Raw genomic sequence first — 23,106 nt, 5'->3', positions numbered from 1 at the left:
CTGCTTGGGTGTCTCATCGTCGTCGCGGCGGGGGACACTGCCACGCCCGGTCCTTCTCCAACTGGACGTCTCTCCTCATCACTGCCCCCTTCATTGACCGCGGATCCGGATGATCGTCATCTCTGGTGAAGCAGTCGCAAACCAAGTCGGCACGGCGCATGGTGATCATTCGCGGTCCGGCCGTGGGCGGGTCTCATTTACTCGGACTATCGTGAGGGTGTCGTGATCGATCAGCAGGAAACAGCCGCAAAGCGCGCGGCACTGCTCGCACTCAAGGTCTTTGGTGGAACTTGCTGGGTCGCAGCGTATCGCGAGGCGATCGCGGAGACCGAGGAAGAAGGTACGGAACTGCTCCCCGAAGCCGCTCTCGCCTTCAATCTGGCATGGGAGGCAATCTATTCCGCCGGGGGCATCTGGACATGGCGGAAACTATCGCTGGAAGATCGCGTTCAGACTGTCATCAACATCTCGTGGTTGGCACATGATGTGAAATGGGCGCAGGCGATTCGTAAGTCTGGCGCCACTGTGCGTCCGGCGCTGATCGCGCTGGCCGTCTCCTATCAGCTTGCTTTCCTTGCCAGGCTCCCCCCGGGTGAGGCGGCCCGGATCTCGGCCCTTTGGCAGAATCTTGGGTTTTCTGCGTATTGCGCACTTACAGACTCACAGAGCAAGGCCAATGAGAGGGTTAGCAGGTTCACCCTGCTCCGCGCCGTCGGAACAGCCGTACCCACGATGACCTCTGGCGTCCTACGCGGAGTGGAGCTCAGATATCTGGTCCCCGGGATGGGGTGCGTCGCCTTCGACCTGATGCGTCTTGTCAAGCATGGGAAGGGGCTGAAGTGGCGGCCCTCTCGATAGTCATTCCGACCCTCAACGAGGAGACCTACCTCGGGCCGCTGCTGGAGTCCCTGGCCGGAGAATCCGGGGATCTGGCCGTCGAGGTGATCGTCGTCGACGCGAGCTTGAATGACTTGACGGCAGAAGTGGCCAGGCGTTATTCGGAGCGGCTTGCCATTACGATCACCAAGTCGCCGACCGCTGACATCGGCACCCAAAGAAATATCGGAGCCGCCTTGGCGAGGTATGAGTATCTGCTCTTCCTCGATGCGGACGTGGTGCTGGGGCCGCAGGTGATCCAACGATGTCTGCGCAGAATGGACCCGCGGGAACTGTGCATGGTTTCGGTACGCCATTCCCCGGACAGAAGTAATGCAGGAATACGCGCCACGCTCCTGCTCATCTATCTGCTGATTCTTCTGGCGCGGCTGTTCGGCTATCCGGTCACGAACGGTGACTTCATGATGACCAACAAACGGACCTTTCGCGCGTTGGACGGCTTTAAAGAAGGGTTCCTTCTCGGAGAGGATACGGATTTCGGGGTCCGCGCCCGAGGGATGGGAGCACGGCACTCCATCGAATGGCGTTCCTATGTCACTGCCAGCTCGCGGCGTCTCAGTGTGGTGCCGGCTCCGAGGCTGGCGTTCATCTGGGCGGCTGCTTATCTGCGCGTCGTGCGAGGGAAAGGGCCGGTGGGAACGCGCGCGAACGACCGTCGATACCCCTACGGGAAGTGGTCCATCAGGCCGCCCTGACAGCGATGCCGTTCAGAGAGACGCGGCTATCCGGCGACGGGCGCGACTCTCCAAGGGGGCGAGGACGAAGAGTTGAACAAGCATCAGAAGCAGCATGATGGCGCTCCACTCGACTCGCACGTAATGCACCGGCGGCACGAAGAACAAGATCCAGAATATGAATGACGTCTGGACGGCGCCCCGTATCACCCAGATGGTGCGAAGCCTGGAGCTGAGTACCGGTCCGATGGCGATGGGGAATATGGCGTCAGTGAATAGAATGCCGGATATCAAGAGGAGTTGATTCACGGACGGGCTGCCGATGGTGGCAGCAAGAAAGTAAAACTGCGCCAATGCCGCAGTCAATGTCATATGGGCCAGAGCTCGTCTGATGGATCTCCCCACAGGGATGAGGAAGTAGAGGCGAACATTGTTGATGTAGAAGAGGCCCATCCACGTGAGAACGGCTAGGAGCTGGCACACCAGGACGACTTGATCAGATTCTATGTGCGCCTCCAAGTCTCCGGAATCAAACCGAATCCGGGGAGGCTCTGCGGTGAATTTTTGGACGCTCGTCTCGAAGGCCCTCTGTACGCAGATCGCGTAAAACGCGGCGATCGCAATCTTGTATGGCTCCCAAAACGCCTCACGTTTAGACCGGTCTGGTTCCGTTTCGGCTTCTCGTTCCGCTACTTCGGGTCGGGAGCCGGGTGTGCGCAGCACGTAGAAGGAAATGATCAGGAATACCAAGACGGCGGCACGTTTCAAGCCTGTCCGGCGGATTGACATGTCCGAAGTGTACTCGGTAATGTCGTTCCTGTAAGCCGGTAACGAGAGAACATGAGTTCCGATTTGAGCTATGATTCTCGATGGGGCGAAGTTCGCGAAGAAGTTCGCCTGAGCTTGCAGAGTCGACTTCGGGAGCTGGGTCTCCCTGAAGAGGTCTATTCCAGGATTTCGCGCAGTGGGCGCTTAAATCGAGCTGTCCTTTTCCTCATGTTGGCGAATCCCGATACAGAGAAGAGGAAGCGCCGGATCGCCGTCGATCTTGCCGTGGCACTGGAGATGATCCACAAGGCGAGTGTGATTCGCGACGATGTAGAGGACGCGGATTTTCTCCGGCGCGGGTTCCCCACCGAGCGGGCGGTCATGGGAGCCCCGGGCGCATTGGCACTTTCGGACGTTCTGCTGACGGGCGGGCTCGCCGTCATTCAACGTCTGGAGCCGGCGGCGATCAAAAGGGTTCTGAATGCGTTGGTGAACATGTCGCGTGGGCAATTCTGTGATCTGCAAGGACCTCTGGCGTCGGAGGATCCATTCGGTATAGCGGAGCTGAAGACCGGAAGCCTTGTGGCGCTGGTGTTCTGGATGGGAGCTCTGCATGCCAACCGCTCTCGACGAGACCGTAGGCTGCTGCACACCATGGGGATGCATTTGGGAACGGCCTTCCAGCTTGCAAACGACATAAATAACGTCACGCGCAACGAAGGGCGAGGAAAGCTGCCCGGATCGGACCTGGCAGAGCACAGGAATTCCGCTATCGCGCTGCTCGTCGATCGGCACGCCGGTGAATTTCCAGACGCGCTCGAGTCTTCGATCCACTTGGCTGTGGAGCGAACTTACTTGGAGATCGCCCGGCGGCTCCGTGAGGCGAAGAGGCTTAGCCTATTATTGAAGTATCCACTTCCGGAGGGAATCCGTTTGCTGGTTTCAGATGAAAAGACAGCACGTTCCTTCGTGGGTGACCAGCAATAGAGACCGGGACAGGACGGATCACCGTCTACGTCCCGAGGAACGTGAGCAGGCGCCGAGTGCCGCCCGCAAGTGCCCGTCGGACTGCTCCAGCAGCCGGGCCGCCGTCGGGCCGTCCACGTCGGCCAGGAGGGTGAGGATCGCGTTCTTCACCTCGCCGTCGGTGGCGGTCAGGGCCTGTTCGATCTCCTTGTCGCCGGCGCCGGTGGCGAGGGCGACGATGCGGTGGGAGCGCGCGCGGAGTTTGTCGTTCGACGCGCGGACGTCGACCATCAGGTTTCCGTAGGTCTTGCCCAGCCGGATCATCGTGATCGTCGAGAGCATGTTGAGGACGAGCTTCTGTGCCGTGCCGGCCTTCAGACGGGTGGAGCCGGTGAGCAGTTCGGGACCCACGACGATCTCGATGACGTGGTCGGCGGTGGCCCCGAGCGGGCTGCCGGGGTTGCAGGCGAGGCCGACGGTCAGGGAGCCGCGGGTGCGGGCGTGCGCGACCGCGCCGATGGCGTAGGGCGTACGGCCGGACGCCGAGATGCCGACCACCGTGTCGTCCGGGGTCAGGCCGAGGTTCTCCAGGTCGGCCCGGGCCAGCTCCCGGGAGTCCTCCGCGCCCTCGACCGAGGTGACCATGGCCTCGGGGCCGCCCGCGATCAGGCCGAGGACCCGGGACGGGTCGGTGTTGAACGTGGGCGGGCACTCGGAGGCGTCCAGGACGCCCAGCCGGCCCGCCGTGCCCGCGCCCGCGTAGACGAGGCGGCCGCCCCGGGCCATCCGCTCCGCCACGGCGTCGATCGCGGCGGCGATCTGGGGCAGCCGCGCCGCGACCGCCCCGGCCACGGTGGCGTCCTCGCCGTTCATCAGCCGCGCGATGTCCAGGGTGGGCAGCCGGTCGATGTCCGCGAGCTCCGGCCGGAAGGCCTCGGTGGTCAGGGACTCCAGCTCGGTTCTGAGGTCCCGGGGGTCGGAGGTGGAGGTCATGACGGCTCTTTCCGTGTCTTCCCGTGTCTTTCGGTGCCGGCCGGGGCCCGCTCAGGAACGATGCCGGTGGGCCAGCGCCTCGTACGACGCCGAGAGCGCCGGCGCCGCCGTCTCGTACGTCCGCTGCGCCACCCCTACGAACAGGCAGTCCACCACAAGGAGCTGACCGGTCCGCGACGACATCGCCGCCGGACGCAGTTCGCTCTCCCGTGCGGTGGACGTGGTGAGGATGTGGTCGGCGTACTGCGTGACCGGGCCGTCGGGGCGGCCGGTGATCGCCACCGTCGTCGCGCCGCGCTCGAAGGCGACCCGCAGCGGCTCTATGACGTCCCCGGTCGACCCCGAGTGCGTGATGGCGATCGCCACGTCACCGGCCCGCAGTTGCACCGCGTTCGTCACGGCCAGGTGCGGGTCGCTGTGAGCGTGGGCCATCAGCCCTATGCGCAGCAGCTTCTGCGTGAGGTCCTGGGCGACCAGACCGGACGCCCCGACGCCGTACACATCGGTGCGGCGGGCCGCGACCAGCGCGGAGACGGCGGCGCCGAGCTGGACGGTGTCGAGGCCGGCGGCGGTGTCGGCGAGGGTCTGCTGTTCGTCGTAGGCGAGCTTCGCGACCACGTCGGCGATCGGGTCGTCCACCGCGATGTCCGTCGTGATGGCCGGGGCCCGGCCGGACTGCTGCTGGGCGGCGAGGCCGGCGAGGGCGAGGCGCAGGTCCCGGTAACCCGGATAGCCGAGCAGACGGGCGGTGCGTACGACGGTCGCCTCGCTGGTGCCGGTGAGTTCGGCGAGGCCGGTGACCGTGAGGGCCGCGCAGCCGGCCGGGTCGCCCGCGACGGCCTCGGCGACGCGCTGCATGGAACGCGTCATGGACGGGCCCAGTGTGCGGACCTTGGCCGCGAGGGCGGCGGGGGCGGGCGGCGTGCCGAGCGTGCCGACCATGGCACTCGGGCCGCCCGTGCCACCGGTGCCGCCCTTGCCGCTCGGGCCGCCGTGTTCGCTGGCGAAAATTTCCTTCACTCTACGAGTCACCACTGAAAGATATTTTCGGCTCGGTGCCGGGGTCAAGAGTGCGCACAATGGGGGGCATGGAGCCCATCACCCCCCTGGAGCAGACGCTGCACGCCGCGCGTGCCCTCGTACTGGCCGACCTCGTCGCGGGACGCGTCGCCGAGTCGGATGTCGTGTCCCTGGTCGAGGAGTCCGTCACGCAGCGGCGGTGGTGGGTCGAGCAGTGGCCGGAGGGCGCGCCGTACGTGGCCGGTCTGGTCGCGCAGGACGTACAGGACGCCCTGCTGGAGCGGTACGGCCGCTGGCCGCTGTGCCCGGTGTGCGGCACCGGCGACCCGCACGCGCTGGACGTCGAACCGGTGCTGGGGCCCGACCCGCACTGGGTGTGCGGCGAGGCGGGCGTGAAGGTCGCGGCGGTGGGGTCGCTGGGCGAGGCCATCGGCGGGGCGTCCTCGTGAGGCCCTGGTGACGATCTACATCGACCCGCCGGCCTGGCCCGGACACGGCCGCATGTGGTCCCACCTGATCAGCGACGTCTCGTACGACGAACTGCACGGCTTCGCCGAACGCCTCGGCGTGCCCCGGCGGGCCTTCGAACGCGACCACTACGACCTCCCCGCCCAGCGGTACGCCGACGCGGTGGAAGCCGGCGCCGTGGAGGTCAGCAGCCGCGAGGTGGTGCGGCTGCTGCACGGGGCCGGGCTGCGACGGCCCAAGGGCCTTTACCGCTCGCCGGGTTCACCCAGCTCGTAGGTCACCTGGTCGGTGTCCTCCGCGACGGCCGTGAAGCCGGCGCGGGTCAGGACGCCCCGCGAGGGCGCGTTGTCCCGCTCGACGTTCGCGACCACGATCCGCACCTCGTCCCGGGCCAGGGCCCACGCCGACAGCGCGCGCAGGGCCTCGGTGGCGTAGCCGTGCCCACGGGCCGCTTCGACCAGGTCGTAGCCGATCTCGACCCGCCCCGCCTCGTCGGGAACGGCGTGGAACCCCATGGCGCCGAGCGCCTGGTCGTCCTCGCGGCGGACCAGCACGTACATGCCCCACTCCGGCCGGTGGACCCCGTCCTCGTACTGCTTGAACACCAGCCCGGCGCCCACCCGGGTGCCCTCGGCCGGGCTCCCTCCGAGCCACTCGAAGCAGCCGCCGTCACCGACCGTGGCAAGGTCGTCCGCCACCGCCGGGGTGACGCCCTCGAGGGTGAGCCGTTCGGTGCCGATCACCAGGTTGTTGTTCCACCGCCACTCGGTGACGGGCGCCCGCCCCGGCAGCTCACCCCGGCCGGTGGCCCACAGCAGGGTCTGCCAGGGGGTCGGTCCGGGCTGGACATGCGGAAAGATCCGCCTGAGGACGAAGTCGCACAGCTCGGGGTCCGCCTCGTACGCCACGCCCAGGCCCTCGGCGATGTCGTGCGTGTGCAGCAGCACCTCGGCCGTGCCCATCGCCGCGAAGCCCTCACGGTTCGCGTTGCGGAACGGATACGGATGGAAGGCCCGCACCTCCCGCGGCGTCGTCCGGATCGCGGCGGCGAACAGGGCCCCCATCGTCCTGATCACCCGCACCGCACCCGCGTTGCCGGCCCCCTCCTCCAGCGACATCTCGAACGGCGTGTACGCGTCGGGCTCCCGCCCCGCCAACTGCCCCGCGTACCCGATGAGATCCTCGGCGATGTGCACGGCCGTCTCCCGACAGCTCCACGCCACCCGCCCGGCCGGCGTCCCCTCCCAGTCCCGGTCGGTGACTTCCCCCAGCAGGCCCACGCACTCGTCGACGGCCTGCTCCACCTGTTCCGCGCCCGTTGTCCACATGGTGGGGAGGTTACGAGGGGGTGGGGGGAGAGAGCGACAGCATTTCCAGCTCGGCGGTGAGGTTGTAGCGGGCCGTCGCCTCCCACTCCTTCGTTCCGTGCGGGGTTCTGAACAGCCTCGGCAGGGCGAGGAGTTGGCGCAGGATCGTGGCGCGGCCCGTGCGGAAGGCGTCGTTCGGGACGAAGTGGTACTCCTCGCGGACGGCGGTGGTGTAAGCCGCGTACGCCGACGGGGGCGAGGCGAGGATCGCGAGGTCGGCGTCGCACAGGACCTGGCCGTCGGGGTCGTCGTCGGCGGGGTCGTGGGTGACGGTGAGGCGGACCAGGCGGGCCACCTCGGCGGTCCTGGCGGCGGGGACACCGGCCTCCGCCAGGGCGCGTTCGGCGAGGCGCGCGGAGCGTTCCTCGTTCTCGGAGCGGTCGGGCAGGTAGACCGCGTCGTGGAACCAGGCGGCCAGCCGCACCACGTCCGGGTCGTGCGCGTGCTGTTCCAGTACGTCGATGTGGTCGAGGACCGCCGTGAGGTGCGCGACCGTGTGATAGCGGCGCTGGGGCTCCTGCCAGCGGGTGAGCAGGTTGTCCGCGTACGGCGCCGGGTCGGGGCCGCCGGCCGGGCCCCGGGCTCCTTCCAGGGCGCGGGCGAAGCGGGTGCGCAGGGTGTCGGGATCGGGATCGGCCATGGAGTCATTCTCCCGCTGACCCGGGGGTGGGACCTAGCGTGGGTGCCATGACGACTCCTGCGGATGTGCACGACGTACGGGACCCCGAGCAGCCCGGCCGGCTGCTCACGATCGAGCGTGACGCGCTGATCCCGCTGCTGCGGGGCAGGGCCGAGGAGGACTTCGCACGGCCCGTGGCCGCGTGTCCGGGCTGGACGGTGCGGGACGTGCTGGCGCACTGCTCGTCCGCGCTCACCCGGGTGGCGGAGGGCCGGTTCGAGGCCGGTGTGTTCTCGCCCGAGTCGAACGACCAGGACATCGCTGAACGGGAGGACTGGAGCAACGGCCGGGTCGTCGACGAGCTGGAGCGCGGGATGAGTGAGGCCGGGCCCCTCATCGCCGGGGCGGGCGGGAAGCTGGACGGTCTCGCGCTCGGGGAGTGGGTGCACGCCGGGGATGTGCGCGAGGCACTCGGGGAGCCGGGGGCGTACGGCGGGGCCGGGCTGCCGGACGCGCTCGCGCTGCTCGCCCGGATCACCCGCGAGCGGGGCCACGTGCCGCTGCACGCCGACCTCGACGACCTGGACGAGCCGCTGCGGCTGGGCGAGAGCGACGGGGAGCGGCCCCCGGGGCGTTTCATCGGGGACGGGCCGACCCTCCTGCGGCTGTACACGGGGCGGTCGGCCGGCGAGGCGACGTACGAGCTGGCCGGGGTGGAGGTGAAGGAGCTGAACATCTTCGGATGAAGACCCCGAGAAGTCCACGAGGGGAGGGGTGAAGAGGCCGACCCACGGGAAGTAGTCTGGATTGGACTAGACCTGTGGGTGGGTTGCGGCCGCCCTCGACGCCGATGAATGCCGATGAATGGGGCCCCATGAGCAAGCGTGCAGTCCTGGAGGTGATCGCCCTCGGGGTCGAGGACGCGGTCGCCGCCCAGGCGGGAGGCGCGGACCGCCTCGAGCTGGTCACCGACATGGCGGCCGACGGGCTCACCCCGTCGGCCGGTACCGTCGCCGGGATCCGCCGGGCCGTCGACGTCTCGCTGCGGGTGATGCTCCGGCTCGCGGACGGTTTCGCGGCGGGGGACGCCGACCGGCTGGTCCGGGTGGCGGCCGAGCTGCGGGAGGCCGGGGCCGAGGAGTTCGTGCTCGGGTTCCTCGACGCGGACCGCGGGGTGGACCTGGCGGCGGTGGAGCGGGTCGTCGCGGTGCTGGACGGCTGCCCCTGGACCTTCCACCGGGCCATCGACCGGGCCGCCGACCGGGACGCCCTGCGCAAGCAGCTCGACGGGATGCCCGGGCTCGACACGTATCTCACCGCCGGGTCCGCCGACGGGGTCGACGACGGGCTTTCCGTACTGCTCGCGGAGGCGGCCCGCCGAGGAGAGCCGGGGTACGAGCAGCACCTGCTGGTGGGGGGCGGGCTGCGGCTCGATCACGTGCCGACGCTGCTGGCGGCCGGGGTCGACGGCTTCCACATCGGCGGGGCGGCCCGGCCGGAGGGCTGGGAGGCGCCGGTGTCGGCGGAGGCCGTCGCGCGGTGGCGGACCGCCCTGGACGCCGCCCCCGTGTGACCCCGGGGAAGCAGGGGATGTGCCCGTGCGTTGTGCTGTCGCATGAGCCTGCGCTTCTCACTGATGGGTCCGGTACGAGCCTGGCGCGACGAAGAGGAGATCGGACTGGGGCCGCGCCAGCAGCGGGCGGTGCTGGCGGCGTTGCTGCTGAACAACGGCATCCGGCTGAGCAACGACCAGTTGATCGGCATGGTCTGGGACGACCCGACGCCGAGCGCGGTGATGGCACTGCGGACGTACGTGTACAAGATCCGCAAGACGTTTCCGGAGCTGAACCTGAAGTCCAGAGACGGCGGGTACACGGTCCGCGCGGAGATCGTCGACGACTGCCGCGGCGAGCCGTTGGAGGGCCTCCGGAGTGCCTACTTCGATGCGCAACGGATGCGGCTCGGCGACTACCGGCTCAAGGCGCGGGAGGACTGCCTCGAACGCGAACTCGACGTGCTGGAGCTGCAGAAGCACGTCGCCGCCTTCCCGCTCAGGGAGCGACCGCGCGCCCTCCTGATGCGCGCGCTCTACCTGGAGGGCAGACAGGGCGAAGCACTCGACCACTTCCACCAGGTGCGCGCACTCCTCATCGAGGAGCTCGGCCTCGAACCAGGGCCGGAGCTGCGCAAGGTCCACGCGCAGATCCTCGACGGCGACCTCACCCTGCCGCGCAGGCCGGAGCAACTGGTGCCGGATCTGGTCGACTTCACCGGCCGCGCCGAGGAGATCGCGCAGGCTCTCCGGACGCTGCCGGGCACCGTGGGCATCACCGGTATGCGGGGCAGCGGCAAGACCGTGCTGGCCACCCGGATCGGCCACCTCGTCAAAGGACGCTTCCCGGACGGGCAGATCGTCGTCAGGGGCAGGGACGTCGCGGGCGAGCTGTTGCGCGCGGTCGGCGTGGAGAACCCCGTCGGCGACAGAGCCGCGCTGTGGCGGGAGAAGGCGCGCGGCAAGCGGTTCCTGGTCGTGGTCGACGACGTGCAGGACGCGGCGGCCGTGCACGATCTCGCCACGCCCGGCTCGGCGATGATTCTCACGAGTGTCCGCCGCTTGCACGAGCTGCCGGGCGTGACCTGGCTGAAGATCGCCGGGCTGACCGAGCGGGAGGCGCGGGAGTTCCTGCGCACGGCCGTCGGCCCGGTACGCGTGGACGCGGAACCCGAGCAGGCCGAGGTGCTGCTGGAACGCCTTTCGCGACTGCCGCACCCGATCAGGGTGGTCGGCGGCAAGCTCAGCTCGCGTCCGCACTGGACGATCGAGATGGTCTTGCGGCAGATGGAGCGGAAGAGCAGGCTCGCCGACGTGATCCCGCCCGACTGCGTCGCGATGATGGCCCCGTTGGTCGCGGCCGAGAAGCAGCTGAGCGATCCGGAACGGCACATGCTCATGTGCTTCGCGCGCCAGGACGCCGAGGTGATCGACAGTCACAAGGCGGCGGAGATGTCCGGGGCCGACGCCGGCGAGATCGAGCTGGTGCTGGAGTCGCTCGCGAGCGTGCATCTGATCGAGCCGTTCGTGCTCGGCCGCTACCGGCTGCCGCGGTTCGTGCGCCTCTGCTTCGCGCAGCGCACGGCGGCTTCCTCACGACCTGACCAGGCCGTATATGCGGAAACTATGCTCTGACGATCCGGCGCGGCCAAGTTGGCAGACATGACAACCAAGGAACTTCAGAACCAGAAGGCACTCGTCACCGGCGCCACGTCGGGCATCGGCCGCGCGATCGCGGTCAAGCTCGCGGAGGCGGGTGCCACCGTCTATGTGACCGGGCGCAGGGCCGAGCTCGGCAAGGAGACCGTCGAGCTGATCGAGCAGGCGGGCGGGACGGGCCACTTCGTCGTCGCGGACGTCGCGAACGTCGACGACGTCCGCAAGCTCGCCGAGGAGGTCGGCGACGTGGACGTGCTCGTGAACAACGCGGGCATCTTCCCGTTCTCGACGACCCTCGAGCAGCCGCTCGACAGCTACGAGCAGGTGTTCGACATCAATGTCCGTGCGACCTACTTCCTGACGGCCGCGCTCGTACCGGCCATGGTGGCCAGGAAGAAGGGCGCGATCGTCAACGTCTCGTCGGTCGCCGGGCAGGTCGGCACCCCGGTCGGCTCCGTCTACAACGCCTCCAAGGCCGCGATGGACGCGCTGACCCGGTCGTGGGCCGTCGAGTTCGGCGCGGCGGGCGTTCGCGTCAACTCCGTGGCGCCCGGCCCGATCCGCACCGAGATGGCCGTCGACACGGTGGGCGAGATGTTCGACGAGTTCAGCCGGAACACTCCGCTCACCCGCGCCGGCGAGCCCGAGGAGATCGCCGAGGCCGTGGCGTTCCTGGCCTCCGACAAGGCCAGCTACATCACCGGCGCGGTGCTCGCCGCCGACGGGGGCTACGTCGCGACCTGAGCGGTCGGGGAGACGCGGGCGCCCGGGCCCTCCCGACGCTTCAGCGAAGGGTGGTCGACGCCAGTTGCGGCGGCAGGCCGGCCGCATGCGTCACGATCAGACCCGACACCGCTCGCGTCAGCGCCACGTACAGCCGCCGCAGGCCGGTGCGTTCGTCGGGTTCGCCGTCGACCACGGCCCGTGGCTCGTCCAGGACCACGTAGTCGTACTCCAGACCCTTCGCGAGCGAGGCCGGGACCAGGGTCAGGCGGGTTTCCCGCGTGGTCTCCTCGCCCGGGCCGAGGTACGGGATCCCGGCCTCCGCCAGGGCCCGTGCCAGCTCCGGGATCCGGGCGTCCGCCGCGATCAGGCCCGTCGAGCCCTCGTTGCGCAGCAGTTCGCGGCAGGCCTCGACCACGTCGGTGGTCGCGGGGGCCGCCCTGACCTCGAAGTGGCCCGGGTTCTCGCGGATCGACACGACCGGGGTGAGACCCGGGGCGATGTCCGGCAGCAGCCGGGAGGCGTAGGTGATGACGTCCGTCGGCACACGGAAGCCTGCCGTCAGCTCCTCCACCACCGCGTCCTGCTTGCCCAAGTGGGTCAGTGCCTCCTGCCAGCTGCGGGTCGCCCAGGGCGTGGTGCCCTGCGCCAGGTCGCCGAGGACGGTCGCGCTGCCGGTGGTGCAGCGGCGGCCGACCGCCCGGTACTGCATGGGGGAGAGGTCCTGCGCCTCGTCGAGGACGACATGCCCGAGGGAGTGCGTGCGCTGGATCAGGTCGGTGGCCTCGTCGATGAGGACGGCGTCGGCCGTCGCCCACTGGGCGGACTTGACGCTGCGCGCCGGTCTCGCCCACAGGACCGCCTTCTGCTCCTCCTCGCCGAGGATCCCCTCCGCGTGTTCGGCGAGGAAGTCCGCGTCCGACAGCAGGCGCAGCACCAGTTTCGCCGGGTCGACGGCCGGCCAGATCACCTTGACCGCCGCCTTGACCGCGCTGTTGCGGGCCACCGCGTCCTGCACCCGGTCGTCCGGCGCCTCGCCCGAGCGCTCCATCTGCACCAGCACGGCGTGCGCGATGCGCTGCGGCAGGGCCTCGCGGGCGGCGCCGTAGCGGATGTCGCGGTCGAGCAACTCGCGGACGATGTCCTCCAGTTCGTACGCCGCGACGCGCCACCGGCGGGAGCCGCGTACCACCATGACCGGCTCGGTGGGCAGGGTGACGTGCGCGTAGAGGGCCCTGCGCAGCACCTGCGCCATGCGGGCGTCGCCCTTGACGACCGCGGCCGTCGCATCGTCCGTGCCCTTGATCTCGACGTGCGCCACCAGGTCCTCGACTGTGGCCTGCTGGACGGTCAACTCGCCGAGCGCGGGCAGGACTTGCTCGATGTAGTGCAGGAAGGACCGGTTGGGTCCGATGACCAGGGTGCCGGTACGGGCGAGGCGCTCGCGATGGGCGTAGAGGAGGTAGGCGACCCGGTGCAGGCCGACGGCGGTCTTCCCGGTGCCCGGGCCGCCCTGCACGCACACCGAGCCGGAGAGCCCGGAGCGCACGATCTCGTCCTGCTCGGGCTGGATCGTCGCGACGATGTCCCGCATCGGGCCGACACGAGGACGCTCGATCTCCTGCTGGAGGAGTCTGCTGGTCTTCGCCGCCTCGGCCGGGTCCGACAGGTGCTCGTCCTCGTACGCCGTGAGGTCGCCGCCCGTGTAGCCGAAGCGGCGGCGCAGCGCGATGTCCAGCGGGTCGTTCTTGGAGGCCCGGTAGAACGGCTGCGAGACCGGTGCGCGCCAGTCGATCACCATGGGGTCGCCCTCGGCGTCGTGCACATGCCGCCGCCCGATGTAGAAGCGCTCCCCGTCCGCCCCTTCGGCCTGTTCGGCGCCCGGGGTGTGCAGATAGTCGAGCCGGCCGAAGAACAGCGGGGTGTCGCTGAGGTCGGCCAGGGCCTTGATGCGCTCCTCGATCTGGTGGGCCAGCACCTCCGCGTTGACCCAGTTCGCGGTGACGTCGTTGATGTCGAGGGCCTCGACGTCCTCGCGCATGGCACGCAGGGCGGAACGGGACGAGGCGAGGTGGGAGCGCTCACGGGAGAGCGGGTCGTCGACGGGCGTGGACAAGGGGGTGCCTCCGGAGGACCTGCTGAAGAGATGGCGGTGAGATGCAGACCGGTTTCCGTCCGGTCGGCGGCACTCCGTGAGGGAGGCGGGCAAGAGCGGAGATCCTAGAGCAGCGGGCGAGACGACCGCCAACGGTTTTTCTCGCGCCTCTTCCTCGTCCCCTAGGGGACGAGGCCCTCCTTCCTGAGGGCAGGAGTCGGTCCGCAGGCGTACGGACGCGGTACGCAGGTTCGGTCCACAGACCGACGCGGGCTTTACGGGTGAAACCGCACCATGGAGACATGAGCGCAGCAACCCTCTCTCCTGCCCCCGCACCGGGCCGGCCGCCGGGTGCCACCGCCGTGACCGGCAGCCACCGCCACCGTCTCGGCGACGCCCTGCGCGCCGTCAAGGTCTTCGCGGGCGCCGCCTTCGACGTGATCGTCCTCGGACAGTACGGCGAGGAGGTCGGCGTGGTCCGCCACAAGTGAGCCGACGGACCTGCCGTTCTCAGCTGTCCGCCAGCAGCTCGTCCGCGTCGACGATCCGGTACGCGTACCCCTGCTCCGCCAGGAAGCGCTGGCGGTGGGCCGCGAAGTCCTGGTCGATGGTGTCCCGGGCGACCACGGAGTAGAAGTGGGCCTGGTGGCCGTCCGCCTTGGGGCGGAGCACGCGGCCGAGACGCTGGGCCTCCTCCTGGCGGGAGCCGAAGGTGCCCGACACCTGGATCGCGACCGTCGCCTCCGGCAGGTCGATCGAGAAGTTCGCGACCTTGGAGACCACCAGCACGCTGATCTCGCCCTCGCGGAAGGCGTCGAAGAGCTTCTCGCGCTGCGCGTTCGACGTCTCGCCCTTGATCACGGGCGCCCCGAGGTGCTCACCCAGCTCGTCGAGCTGGTCGATGTACTGGCCGATCACGAGGATCTGCTGCCCGGCGAAGCGGCGGACGATCGCCTCCGTGACCTTCCGCTTGGTCGCGGTCGTGGCGCAGAAGCGGTACTTCTCCTCCGTCTCGGCCGTGGCGTACGCGAGCCGCTCGGAGTCGGTCAGATTGACCCGGACCTCGACGCAGTCGGCGGGCGCGATATAGCCCTGTGCCTCGATCTCCTTCCACGGCGCGTCGAACCGCTTGGGCCCGATCAGGGAGAACACGTCCGACTCACGGCCGTCCTCGCGCACCAGGGTGGCCGTCAGGCCGAGGCGGCGACGGGCCTGCAGATCCGCGGTGAACTTGAAGACCGGCGCCGGCAGCAGGTGCACCTCGTCGTAGAGGACCAGGCCCCAGTCCCGCGAGTCGAACAGCTCCAGGTGCGGGTAGACGCCCTTCCGCTTGGTCGTCAGCACCTGGTACGTGGCGATCGTGACGGGCCGGATCTCCTTGCGCGTCCCGCTGTACTCGCCGATCTCGTCCTCGGTGAGCGAGGTCCGCCGCACCAGCTCGTGCTTCCACTGCCGGGCGGAGACGGTGTTCGTGACGAGGATCAGCGTCGTGGACTTCGCCTGGGCCATCGCCCCGGCCCCGACCAGCGTCTTCCCGGCGCCGCAGGGCAGGACGACGACGCCGGAGCCGCCGTGCCAGAAGTTCTCGACCGCCTGCTTCTGGTACGGCCGCAGCGCCCAGCCGTCCTCGGCCAGCTCGATCTCGTGCGCCTCGCCGTCGACGTACCCGGCGAGGTCCTCGGCCGGCCAGCCCAGCTTCAGCAGGGTCTGCTTGATCTGCCCGCGCTCGGAGGGGTGCACGGCGACGGTGTCCGGGTCGATCCGGGCGCCGACCAGCGGCGTGATCCGCTTCGACCGCAGGATCTCCTCCAGCACCGGCCGGTCGGTGCTCGTCAGGACCAGGCCGTGCGCCGGGTGCTTGGACAGGGTGAGCCGGCCGTAGCGGTCCATCGTCTCGGCGATGTCGACGAGCAGCGCGTGCGGCACCGGATAGCGGCTGTACTCCACCAGCGCGTCCACGACCTGCTCGGCGTCATGGCCCGCCGCGCGCGCGTTCCACAGACCCAGCGGGGTCACCCGGTAGGTGTGGATGTGCTCGGGCGCCCGCTCCAGCTCCGCGAAGGGGGCGATGACGCGACGGCAGTCGTCGGCCCGCTCGTGGTCGACTTCCAGGAGCAGGGTCTTGTCGGACTGGACGATCAGCGGACCATTCACACGCGGCACCTTTCTGCGGCCAAACGTCCAGTGTGCCTGATCGATGCGACCCGAGGGTGTGATCCGCGCTGCTGAAACGACGCCGGTCCTACAGAATGCCTTTTCATCCCAACGTGTGGTGTGAATTCAGTTTTTCCACCGTGGCCCCGAAGAATGGCGAACCGTGCAGAATACGCCGACGACCACGCTCGGATACGCCCTGTTCGCCACCCGCTGGCTCCAGGCCCCGCTGTACTTCGGGCTGGTTGCCGCCCAGGGCGTCTACGTCTACAAGTTCTTCAAGGAGCTGTGGACCTTAATCCTCATGTGCGTGAGCGGGCACGCCACCGAGACGTACGTGATGCTCGCCGTGCTCAAGCTCGTCGACGTCGTCATGATCGCCAACCTGCTGATCATGGTGATCGTCGGCGGCTACGAGACCTTCGTCTCGCGCATCGGCCTCCAGGGCCACCGCGACCAGCCGGAATGGCTCTCGCACGTCAACTCCAACGTACTGAAGGTCAAGCTCGCCACCGCGATCGTGGGCATCTCCTCGGTGCATCTGCTCCAGATGTTCGTGGACGTCCACCACACCTCCCACCACGCCCTGCTGTGGGGGACGGTGATCCACATGGCGTTCATCGCCTCGGCGGCGATCCTCGCGTACATGTCGGGCCCGATGGCCGCACAGAGCGACCGCGGACACGCCGACCGCGCACACGCCGACCGTGCGCCGGCCGGGCACCCCCAGGCCGTGCGCCCGCAGCCGGGCCAGGAGACCCCGGCGGTCACACTGCCCTCGCCCCGGCAACCGGAGCCGAAGCCGAAGCCGGAGCCGGTGTCCGTGTCGGAGCAGGACGCCGACGCCGAGGCCCGGATCCGCTCGGCCGGCTTCCCCTCCCGCAAGCTGCTGGAGGACTTCGACCAGCAGCATCCCCGGGGCTTCGACCGGGAGACCGTGGCCCGGCTCGGCAAGGCGGACTTCGTCGCCGCCCGGCGCAATGTCGTGTTCGTAGGCCCGACCGGCACCGGCAAGACGCATCTGGCCGTCGCCCTGGGCGTGCGGGCCTGCCAGGCCGGGCACCGGGTGCTGTTCGCGACCGCCGCCGAGTGGGCCGCCCGGCTGTCCGACGCCCGGGCCGCCGGCCGGCTCGACGCGGAGCTGGCCGCCCTCGACGAACACCCCCTCCTGATCGTCGACGAGATCGGCTACACGCCCTTCGACGCGGCCACCGCGGGCCTGTTCTTCCGGCTGGTCGCGCACCGCTACGAGCGTGGCTCGCTGATCGTGACCAGCGACCGCCCGCTCGGCCGCTGGGACGAGGTGTTCGGTACCTCCGCACCCGCGATGGTGGACCGCCTCGCCCATCACGCCGAGGTGGTCCGGCTGGAGGGCGACAGTTACCGGACGCGCCGCGCTACCGCAGCGTGGACAGACTGATGGTGTTGACCAGCGGTCCCTCGACGGAGACGCCTTCGCCCACCAGGGATTCGGCGTGGGCCGCCGGGATGGGCAGCGGCAGCGCGGGCGGGGCCGCCGCGGCCGAGGGCGCGAGCACGCCCACGAGGGCGGCGGCGGAGAGCACGACGACGGGAAGCTTTTCACGCATGGCGGCAGGGCCTTTCACGGGCTGAGCGGTGAGGGACACCGCACCCCGGGCCGGCCCGGAACGCGGGGCCGGCCCCGACGGGTGCGCGGAGACGGATCAGATCTGCGGCGTCTCGATGACGAGGCCGGCGACATCGATGCCGACCGCCGCGGCCGGGGTGGCGAGACCACCGAACATCATCAGGGCGGCGGTGGCCAGGACGGCGGTGACTCGACGGACAGCGCGCATGCTGGGACTTCCTTTCGACAGTGCTCACAGGAACACCCGGTGGCTGCCCCCGGGCACAGCGCGTGATGCGGCACGCCCGGCAAGGTCGCCCAAGGGTGGGACATCCCCGGCGTGGCGTGCATGAACGCCGGTGTGCACCCGAACGGGTGAGAAGCGCCCCCGGCCCGGGCGGGGTCAGCCGGAGTCGTCCGCCAGCTCCGCGACCCCGGTGATCCGGTGCAGCGGATACGTACGGACCTCGTCCGCCGTGTGGTCGTACGCCGTGACGAAGCCGCCCTCGACGCGGATGGGCGCGACGACCCGCTGGCTGGCGGTGCCCTCGGCGTTGACGTAGCCGATCCACAGGGCCTCGCCGGTCAGGACGGCGGCCTGCATGGTGGCGAGGGTCTCGGCGGAACCGGTGCGGGGCAGCTCGCCGTTGGCCTCCGGAGCCGTGCCGGGCTTGCGCGGGGTGGTGGAGGCGAGGTCACCGGCCCGGATGGCGCGCAGCGCCGCCGCGAGGAGGATGTCGTCGGGGACCGGCGGGCCGTCAGGCACCGGCTCGGGTGCCGTACGGGGCGGGGTGCGGTGGGCGAGGGCGCGGGTGATCAGCACATCGCCCTCGGCGGACTCGGCGGCCGGCGCGAACCCCATCGACCGCAGTCCTTCGAGAAGCCCCGCGGGGTCGGCCTGCGCGGCCAGCACGGTCGGGGCGAGCCGGCGCAGGCCCAGGCCCGCGGCCCGCTTGTCGGCGAGGATCTCGTTGAGCACCGCGTCGTCGTCGCAGCGCACATACGCCGAGGCCGCGCCGACGCGCAGATGGCCGTGCCGGCGGGCCACGTCGTCGATCAGATAGGCGAGCGGCTGCGGCACCGGCGTACGGGAGTGCTCGGCGAGGAAGGCGTGCAGGTCGGAGGCGGCCTGCCCGGCGTCGAGCGCGCGCCGCACCGAGCCGGGCGTGAACCGGTAGACGGTGGCCCCGCCCTTGGACTCGACGTCCGCCAGCACGCCGAGCATGTCGGCGAGCGGGCGTCGCAGGGGCCCGGGCGCCACCGCGGTCAGGTCGGCCTGGAGCAGCACGTGGTCCAGCGGCTCGGGGAGCTGGGGCGTGAGGAGCCGGGCCGCGGCGGCGGAGGCGACGGCCTGTTCGGCGGGGGAGAGGGGAGCGACCGGGGCGGGGCGATGGTGGTGGTGATGGACGGGGAGCTTGTCTCCCGGACCTGCCGCTCCGGAGGGCTCCGCCTCGGGGTGCTTCGCGGCCGCCGCCGGTCCCAGCAGGGCCCGGCCATGGGCCGACAGGGCGCCCCGGCCGGTGACGCCCAGTAGCTCCGCCTCGGACAGGGCCCACTGGGCGAGTCGGGTGCGCGGGTCGTCCTCACGCTGGGCGCCGCGCAGGGGCCGCTCCCAGCGCAGCCGGGCGAGCACCGACCCGTCGTCCGGAGCGGCCCCCTCCGGCAGCCCGGCCAGCAGCGCCAGCACCCGGTGCCGTACCTCGGGCGCCGCCGAACGGTCCAGGCCCGGCCCGAGCGTCGACAACGTACGGTCCTTCGCGTCCCGCCCGCCCACAAGACCGGCCGTCCGGGTCGCCGCGAGCCACGCCGTGGCCAGCCGCGACCAGCACTCGGCGGCGGGCGCCTCCAGCCACTCGTCGTAGGCCGGGGTCACCGCGTACCGCTCGTCGGCCTCCCCGTCCGAGGCGATCAGGCCCGCCGCGTACGCCAGTTCCACCCAGAACGCGGCGACCGGCTCGGGCACGTCGAGGGCGACGGCGGTCCGCTTCAGGTCCCGCACGGACAGCCCACCGGCCCGCAGCACCGCGGGCCCGCCCTCGTCCCAGTCCTTCAGCAGCTCCTCGATGGTCGCGAGCGCGGTGTACGCCTGCCCGGCCGCCGTACTGTCCACAACCTGTGGACGATGTACGGCCGTGGCCTCGACCACCGGCGGCACGGGCTCGGGCGTCCGGTGCGCCAGCCCCCGCCGCAGGTGCAGGGCGACCTCCCGCGGCAGGACGACCGTCCCCGGCGCCGTCGGCAGCAGCAGCCCCCGGTCCAGCAGCCATCGGAGCCGCGGCGCCGGGTCGGAGGTGACCTGCCCGTACGGCGGCCCCCACACCAGGCGTTCCAGCACGTCCAGGGAGTCGGCCGGGGCATCGGCGAGCAGCGCGGTCATCCGGGCCCGGTCCGTGAACAGTCCGCTGAGGGCGGTCACCGCGGAGACCGAGTCATGGGTCGAGGACAGCCCGGCGGCCGTGACGATCTCCTGGATCCGCCCCGGGGACATCCCGGCGGTGGCCTCCTGGACCGTGGGGCCGAGACCGGTCGGCGAGGGGTGCTGCGGCGCGGGCGCCAGCAGTTCACGTGCCGTGCGGACCAGCCGCAGCCGGTCGTCGCCGCCCCAGACCAGGGCCTGCTCGCGCAGGATGTCCAGGGCGTGCGGGAGGGCGGCGACGACGGCCGGGTCGGCGTCGTCCCCGGCCGTGAGCGCGAGCAGTTCGTCGTACGTCGCCGGGTCCGCCGCCACGGCCAGCGCCTCCGCCGTCTGGAGCGCGAACCGGTCCAGCCGCTCCAGGGCCCGCACGACCGAGGCACGGGTGCCGGCCCGGGTCGCGAGCTGCGTGAGGTCGGTCGGCACGGGCGTGATGAGATCCGGGCGGCTGCGCAGAAGCGCGCCCAGCGCGGCATCGCCCCGCGCGCGGAGCGCTTCCGCGAGGGAGCGGGGGGCCGGGGGCCTGTCCTCGGTGCTCATCCGGTCCACGGTAGCGGGTCGCCTCAGGCGGCCGGGCCGACTGCGGGCCGGCTCGGCCCCGATCGCAGGACGGGCTTTTGGCCGACCCGCCGGTCCTCGCGATACCGTCGTCCGACGGCGTCAGCCAACGCACCCGCCCCGGAGGGGACTTCGTGGGGATTGAGAGCGACCAGGTCGTTTACGAGTATCTGAGCCGCGTCGGCGACGTGGCCCAGCAGCGGCAGTTGTCGTCGGCCACCCGGATGCGCCTGGTCGCCGACCTGCGCAACGAGATCGACCGGCGCCGCGCGAAGGTCACCGTCGACTCGCCCGCCGCCGTCCGCCGCATCCTGACCCGCATGGGCAGCCCCGACGAGATCGTGGCGGCGGCAGCGGAAGGCACCGGCGGTGCGCAGCGGAGCGCCGCTCCCGCTCCCGCCTCCGTCCCCGTGCAGCGCGACGCCGAGCCGGAGGAGCGGGCGAAGGGGGTGCTGCGGCGTGTCGTCCCGCGGCCCCGCCCGGCGCGGCCCGCCGAGGAGTCGCACCCGGCGCCCTCCGAGGGCCCGGCCCCGCCGCACCTGGCCGCCGGGCACGAGCTCGGGGACAGCGTCGTCCAGCCCGACTGGTGGCGGGTGGACAGCAGCCCGTTCGGTGTGGGCGAGGAGGTGCCGGGCTTCGTGGGCGGCGTGGAACTGCCGGACCTGCTGAAGCCGCCGCAGCCGAGGAAGCCGGAGAAGGAGAAGCCGGCGGCCGAGGAGGACGAGCCGGCCGTCGAGGCCGTCGAGGAAGCGGCCGGGACCGGCACCCGTCGCCGCCGCCTCCCCCGTCTGCCCTCCGGTAGCTGGAGCAACCCGCTGCTCCTCGCCGCCGCGGCTCTGCTCGTCGCGGGCGCCGTGCTCGGCAACTGGTTCGTGCTCCTCCTCGGCTGGCTCATCGCGTACGCCTCGCGCCGTCTGACCCAGGCGGAGACGAAGTGGGCGGTCATGGTCCTGCCGGGTCTCGCCATCACGTCGGGCCTGGTGTGGCTCTGGGGCAGGATGAACGGCCGCTGGGGCACTCCGATCGCCGAGGGCCATATGAACGACGCGGTCTCCGAGACCTGGCCCTGGGTGGTGCGGGGCGCGGCGGTGGCGTCGGCGCTGTTCCTGGTGTGGCGCTCCCAGCGGCAGAAGTAGCCCTCACCCCGGGCACCCGGGACGCCTGCCGGCCGTACGCCCTGGGCACAATGGCCCATATGGCACTCACCGTCGGTTTCGACCTGGACATGACCCTCATCGACTCCCGTCCCGGCATCCGCGCCTGCTACCAGGCGCTGTCCGAGCGGACGGGGACGTACATCGACGCCGATCTGACGGTCACGCGGCTCGGGCCGCCGCTGGCCGAGGAGTTGATCAACTGGTTCCCGGCCGAGGAGGTCGCGGACATGGCCGTCCTGTACCGCGCGATGTACCCGTCGATCGCCATCGCCGCGACCCCGGCGATGACCGGCGCCGCCGAGGCCATCGCGGCCGTACGGGAGGCCGGCGGGCGCGCGATAGTCGTCACCGCCAAGTACGAGCCCAACGCCAAGCTGCACCTCGCCCACCTCGGCATGGAGCCAGACGCGGTGATCGGCGACCTGTGGGCCGAACAGAAGGCGGAGGCGCTGCGCGAGCACGACGCGGGCGCCTATGTCGGCGACCACGTCGGGGACGTGCGCGGCGCCCGGACGGCCGGCGCGCTGTCCGTCGCGGTGGCCACCGGCCCCTGCCCCCCGGAGGAACTGCGCGCGGCGGGCGCGGACGTCGTCCTCGGCGACCTCACCGAATTCCCCGGGTGGCTTTCGGACTACCGCCCCGCCCGCGCCTGACGCCGGCCGGCCGCCACGGAACGCAGTACTCCCGCGCCGGCCATCAGGAAACCGACCGCCATGAGCATGCTCAATCCGAACATGTACGTCGGAAAGGGCGTCGTCCCGAGGAACAGCGGGGCGACCGTGACCAGTGTGGCCACGGCGCCGATGAAGAAGACGATGGCACCGGCACGGACCAGACGGTCACCGGGCGCGGCGGAATTCGTTTGGGTTTTGTCAGGCACCGGACCAGGGTAGTTCCCTGCCCGAAGGAACAACCCGGTGACGTCTTGTCACCGGCCTGAAGAGCATTAGCCTTGGTACCGGCGGGTCCGTGCGGCCCGCCCGAGTGCTATCAAGAGCCGTTTCCAGAAGCAGTTTTCCGACGAGTACGAGGACGAGGACAGACGTGCCTACCGGCAAGGTCAAGTGGTTCAACAGCGAGAAGGGCTTCGGCTTTCTCTCCCGCGACGACGGCGGTGACGTCTTCGTCCATTCCTCGGTCCTCCCCGCCGGAGTCGAGACGCTCAAGCCCGGGCAGCGCGTGGAGTTCGGCGTGGTCGCCGGGCAGCGCGGCGACCAGGCACTGTCCCTGACGATTCTGGACCCGACCCCCTCGGTCGCCGCCGCGACGCGCAAGAAGCCGGACGAACTCGCCTCGATCGTCCAGGACCTCACGACCCTGCTGGAGAACATCACCCCGATGCTGGAGAGGGGCCGTTATCCCGAGCGGACCTCCGGCAAGCAGATCGCCGGACTGCTGCGGGCGGTCGCCGACCAACTGGACGTCTGAGGCTCTG

Annotated in this window: 25 protein-coding genes; 14 read left to right on the top strand and 11 right to left on the bottom strand. The window is 70.5% G+C overall.

The window, feature by feature from the left end; genetic code table 11:
- Positions 1-222 precede the first annotated feature (222 nt).
- Positions 223-858 (top strand): hypothetical protein, encoded by a 636-nt coding sequence (locus ACFTZL_RS01485; RefSeq protein ID WP_382576831.1) that lies wholly within the window; start codon positions 223-225, stop codon positions 856-858.
- A complete protein-coding gene (locus tag ACFTZL_RS01480) occupies positions 840-1,592 on the top strand; it encodes a glycosyltransferase family 2 protein (RefSeq protein ID WP_382576828.1) in 753 nt (250 codons plus the stop codon). The genes ACFTZL_RS01485 and ACFTZL_RS01480 overlap by 19 nt, the downstream gene beginning before the upstream one ends.
- A 12-nt stretch (positions 1,593-1,604) precedes the next feature.
- Here ACFTZL_RS01480 and ACFTZL_RS01475 read toward each other — a convergent pair whose 3' ends face one another.
- Complete coding sequence (locus ACFTZL_RS01475; protein ID WP_382576825.1) at positions 1,605-2,360, bottom strand: hypothetical protein; 756 nt, start codon at positions 2,358-2,360, stop codon at positions 1,605-1,607.
- 51 nt (positions 2,361-2,411) lie between these two features.
- Between ACFTZL_RS01475 and ACFTZL_RS01470 the strand changes: the two genes are divergently transcribed.
- Positions 2,412-3,326 (top strand): polyprenyl synthetase family protein, encoded by a 915-nt coding sequence (locus ACFTZL_RS01470; protein ID WP_382576823.1) that lies wholly within the window; start codon positions 2,412-2,414, stop codon positions 3,324-3,326.
- A gap of 18 nt (positions 3,327-3,344) precedes the next feature.
- Here the strand turns inward: ACFTZL_RS01470 and murQ are convergent, their stop codons facing one another.
- Positions 3,345-4,298, bottom strand: a complete 954-nt coding sequence (gene murQ, locus ACFTZL_RS01465; RefSeq protein ID WP_382576820.1) for an N-acetylmuramic acid 6-phosphate etherase — start codon at positions 4,296-4,298, stop codon at positions 3,345-3,347.
- Positions 4,299-4,349: 51 nt separating this feature from the next.
- On the bottom strand, positions 4,350-5,330 hold the full coding sequence (locus ACFTZL_RS01460) for a MurR/RpiR family transcriptional regulator (RefSeq protein ID WP_382576818.1): 981 nt from the start codon (positions 5,328-5,330) through the stop codon (positions 4,350-4,352).
- A 56-nt stretch (positions 5,331-5,386) separates the two neighbouring features.
- Here ACFTZL_RS01460 and ACFTZL_RS01455 point away from each other — a divergent pair, with 56 nt between their 5' ends.
- Entirely contained in the window at positions 5,387-5,767 is a 381-nt protein-coding gene (locus ACFTZL_RS01455) for a hypothetical protein (protein ID WP_382576816.1), read from the top strand.
- Positions 5,768-5,774: 7 nt separating this feature from the next.
- Positions 5,775-6,062: a DUF4031 domain-containing protein gene (locus tag ACFTZL_RS01450; RefSeq protein ID WP_382576814.1), complete on the top strand. Its 288-nt coding sequence runs from the start codon at positions 5,775-5,777 to the stop codon at positions 6,060-6,062.
- Here the strand turns inward: ACFTZL_RS01450 and ACFTZL_RS01445 are convergent.
- Positions 6,032-7,090 (bottom strand): GNAT family N-acetyltransferase, encoded by a 1,059-nt coding sequence (locus tag ACFTZL_RS01445; RefSeq protein WP_382576885.1) that lies wholly within the window; start codon positions 7,088-7,090, stop codon positions 6,032-6,034. The genes ACFTZL_RS01450 and ACFTZL_RS01445 overlap by 31 nt on opposite strands.
- Before the next feature lie 34 nt (positions 7,091-7,124).
- Complete coding sequence (locus ACFTZL_RS01440; RefSeq protein ID WP_382576812.1) at positions 7,125-7,793, bottom strand: hypothetical protein; 669 nt, start codon at positions 7,791-7,793, stop codon at positions 7,125-7,127.
- A 47-nt stretch (positions 7,794-7,840) separates the two neighbouring features.
- On the opposite strand from ACFTZL_RS01440, the gene ACFTZL_RS01435 reads away from it, so the two are divergent.
- From ACFTZL_RS01435 to ACFTZL_RS01420, 4 genes are all read left to right on the top strand, one after another.
- Entirely contained in the window at positions 7,841-8,518 is a 678-nt protein-coding gene (locus ACFTZL_RS01435; RefSeq protein ID WP_382576809.1) for a maleylpyruvate isomerase family mycothiol-dependent enzyme, read from the top strand.
- A gap of 128 nt (positions 8,519-8,646) precedes the next feature.
- Positions 8,647-9,345: a copper homeostasis protein CutC gene (locus tag ACFTZL_RS01430; protein WP_382576807.1), complete on the top strand. Its 699-nt coding sequence runs from the start codon at positions 8,647-8,649 to the stop codon at positions 9,343-9,345.
- 63 nt (positions 9,346-9,408) lie between these two features.
- Positions 9,409-10,959: a BTAD domain-containing putative transcriptional regulator gene (locus ACFTZL_RS01425; RefSeq protein WP_382576805.1), complete on the top strand. Its 1,551-nt coding sequence runs from the start codon at positions 9,409-9,411 to the stop codon at positions 10,957-10,959.
- Positions 10,960-10,986: 27 nt separating this feature from the next.
- Positions 10,987-11,727 (top strand): SDR family NAD(P)-dependent oxidoreductase, encoded by a 741-nt coding sequence (locus ACFTZL_RS01420; RefSeq protein WP_382576802.1) that lies wholly within the window; start codon positions 10,987-10,989, stop codon positions 11,725-11,727.
- 40 nt (positions 11,728-11,767) lie between these two features.
- Here the strand turns inward: ACFTZL_RS01420 and ACFTZL_RS01415 are convergent, their stop codons facing one another.
- A complete protein-coding gene (locus ACFTZL_RS01415) occupies positions 11,768-13,822 on the bottom strand; it encodes a HelD family protein (protein WP_382576800.1) in 2,055 nt (684 codons plus the stop codon).
- A 281-nt stretch (positions 13,823-14,103) separates the two neighbouring features.
- Here ACFTZL_RS01415 and ACFTZL_RS01410 point away from each other — a divergent pair, with 281 nt between their 5' ends.
- Positions 14,104-14,292 carry a hypothetical protein gene (locus ACFTZL_RS01410; RefSeq protein WP_382576798.1) on the top strand — a complete coding sequence of 63 codons (189 nt, stop codon included), beginning with the start codon at positions 14,104-14,106 and terminating at the stop codon, positions 14,290-14,292.
- 19 nt (positions 14,293-14,311) lie between these two features.
- Here the strand turns inward: ACFTZL_RS01410 and ACFTZL_RS01405 are convergent, their stop codons facing one another.
- The gene (locus tag ACFTZL_RS01405; RefSeq protein ID WP_382576795.1) at positions 14,312-15,955 is read right to left on the bottom strand and encodes a DNA repair helicase XPB; all 1,644 of its coding nucleotides are present in this window, start codon (positions 15,953-15,955) and stop codon (positions 14,312-14,314) included.
- A gap of 163 nt (positions 15,956-16,118) precedes the next feature.
- Here ACFTZL_RS01405 and istB point away from each other — a divergent pair, with 163 nt between their 5' ends.
- On the top strand, positions 16,119-17,375 hold the full coding sequence (gene istB, locus ACFTZL_RS01400; protein ID WP_382576793.1) for an IS21-like element helper ATPase IstB: 1,257 nt from the start codon (positions 16,119-16,121) through the stop codon (positions 17,373-17,375).
- On the opposite strand, the gene ACFTZL_RS01395 is transcribed toward istB, so the two are convergent.
- From ACFTZL_RS01395 to ACFTZL_RS01385, 3 genes are all read right to left on the bottom strand, one after another.
- Complete coding sequence (locus ACFTZL_RS01395) at positions 17,353-17,544, bottom strand: hypothetical protein (protein ID WP_382576791.1); 192 nt, start codon at positions 17,542-17,544, stop codon at positions 17,353-17,355. The genes istB and ACFTZL_RS01395 overlap by 23 nt on opposite strands.
- A 96-nt stretch (positions 17,545-17,640) precedes the next feature.
- Complete coding sequence (locus tag ACFTZL_RS01390) at positions 17,641-17,772, bottom strand: hypothetical protein (protein WP_311126344.1); 132 nt, start codon at positions 17,770-17,772, stop codon at positions 17,641-17,643.
- 174 nt (positions 17,773-17,946) lie between these two features.
- Positions 17,947-20,496 carry a helicase-associated domain-containing protein gene (locus ACFTZL_RS01385; RefSeq protein ID WP_382576789.1) on the bottom strand — a complete coding sequence of 850 codons (2,550 nt, stop codon included), beginning with the start codon at positions 20,494-20,496 and terminating at the stop codon, positions 17,947-17,949.
- Between the two features lie 152 nt (positions 20,497-20,648).
- Between ACFTZL_RS01385 and ACFTZL_RS01380 the strand changes: the two genes are divergently transcribed.
- Together ACFTZL_RS01380 and ACFTZL_RS01375 are read left to right on the top strand one after the other, a co-directional pair.
- The gene (locus ACFTZL_RS01380) at positions 20,649-21,650 is read left to right on the top strand and encodes a hypothetical protein (protein ID WP_382576786.1); all 1,002 of its coding nucleotides are present in this window, start codon (positions 20,649-20,651) and stop codon (positions 21,648-21,650) included.
- 50 nt (positions 21,651-21,700) lie between these two features.
- The gene (locus ACFTZL_RS01375; protein ID WP_382576784.1) at positions 21,701-22,324 is read left to right on the top strand and encodes an HAD family hydrolase; all 624 of its coding nucleotides are present in this window, start codon (positions 21,701-21,703) and stop codon (positions 22,322-22,324) included.
- Here the strand turns inward: ACFTZL_RS01375 and ACFTZL_RS01370 are convergent.
- Positions 22,303-22,551, bottom strand: a complete 249-nt coding sequence (locus tag ACFTZL_RS01370; protein WP_184599437.1) for a hypothetical protein — start codon at positions 22,549-22,551, stop codon at positions 22,303-22,305. The genes ACFTZL_RS01375 and ACFTZL_RS01370 overlap by 22 nt on opposite strands.
- A gap of 164 nt (positions 22,552-22,715) precedes the next feature.
- Between ACFTZL_RS01370 and ACFTZL_RS01365 the strand changes: the two genes are divergently transcribed.
- Positions 22,716-23,099: a cold-shock protein gene (locus tag ACFTZL_RS01365; RefSeq protein ID WP_382576782.1), complete on the top strand. Its 384-nt coding sequence runs from the start codon at positions 22,716-22,718 to the stop codon at positions 23,097-23,099.
- Positions 23,100-23,106: the final 7 nt, after the last annotated feature.

Source organism: Streptomyces sp. NPDC056948 (assembly GCF_042674225.1).
In the GTDB taxonomy this organism is placed as follows: Bacteria; Actinomycetota; Actinomycetes; order Streptomycetales; family Streptomycetaceae; genus Streptomyces; species Streptomyces purpurascens.
Note: the sequence above shows the minus strand (reverse complement) of the source record. Positions and strands in the feature narration are given on the sequence as shown.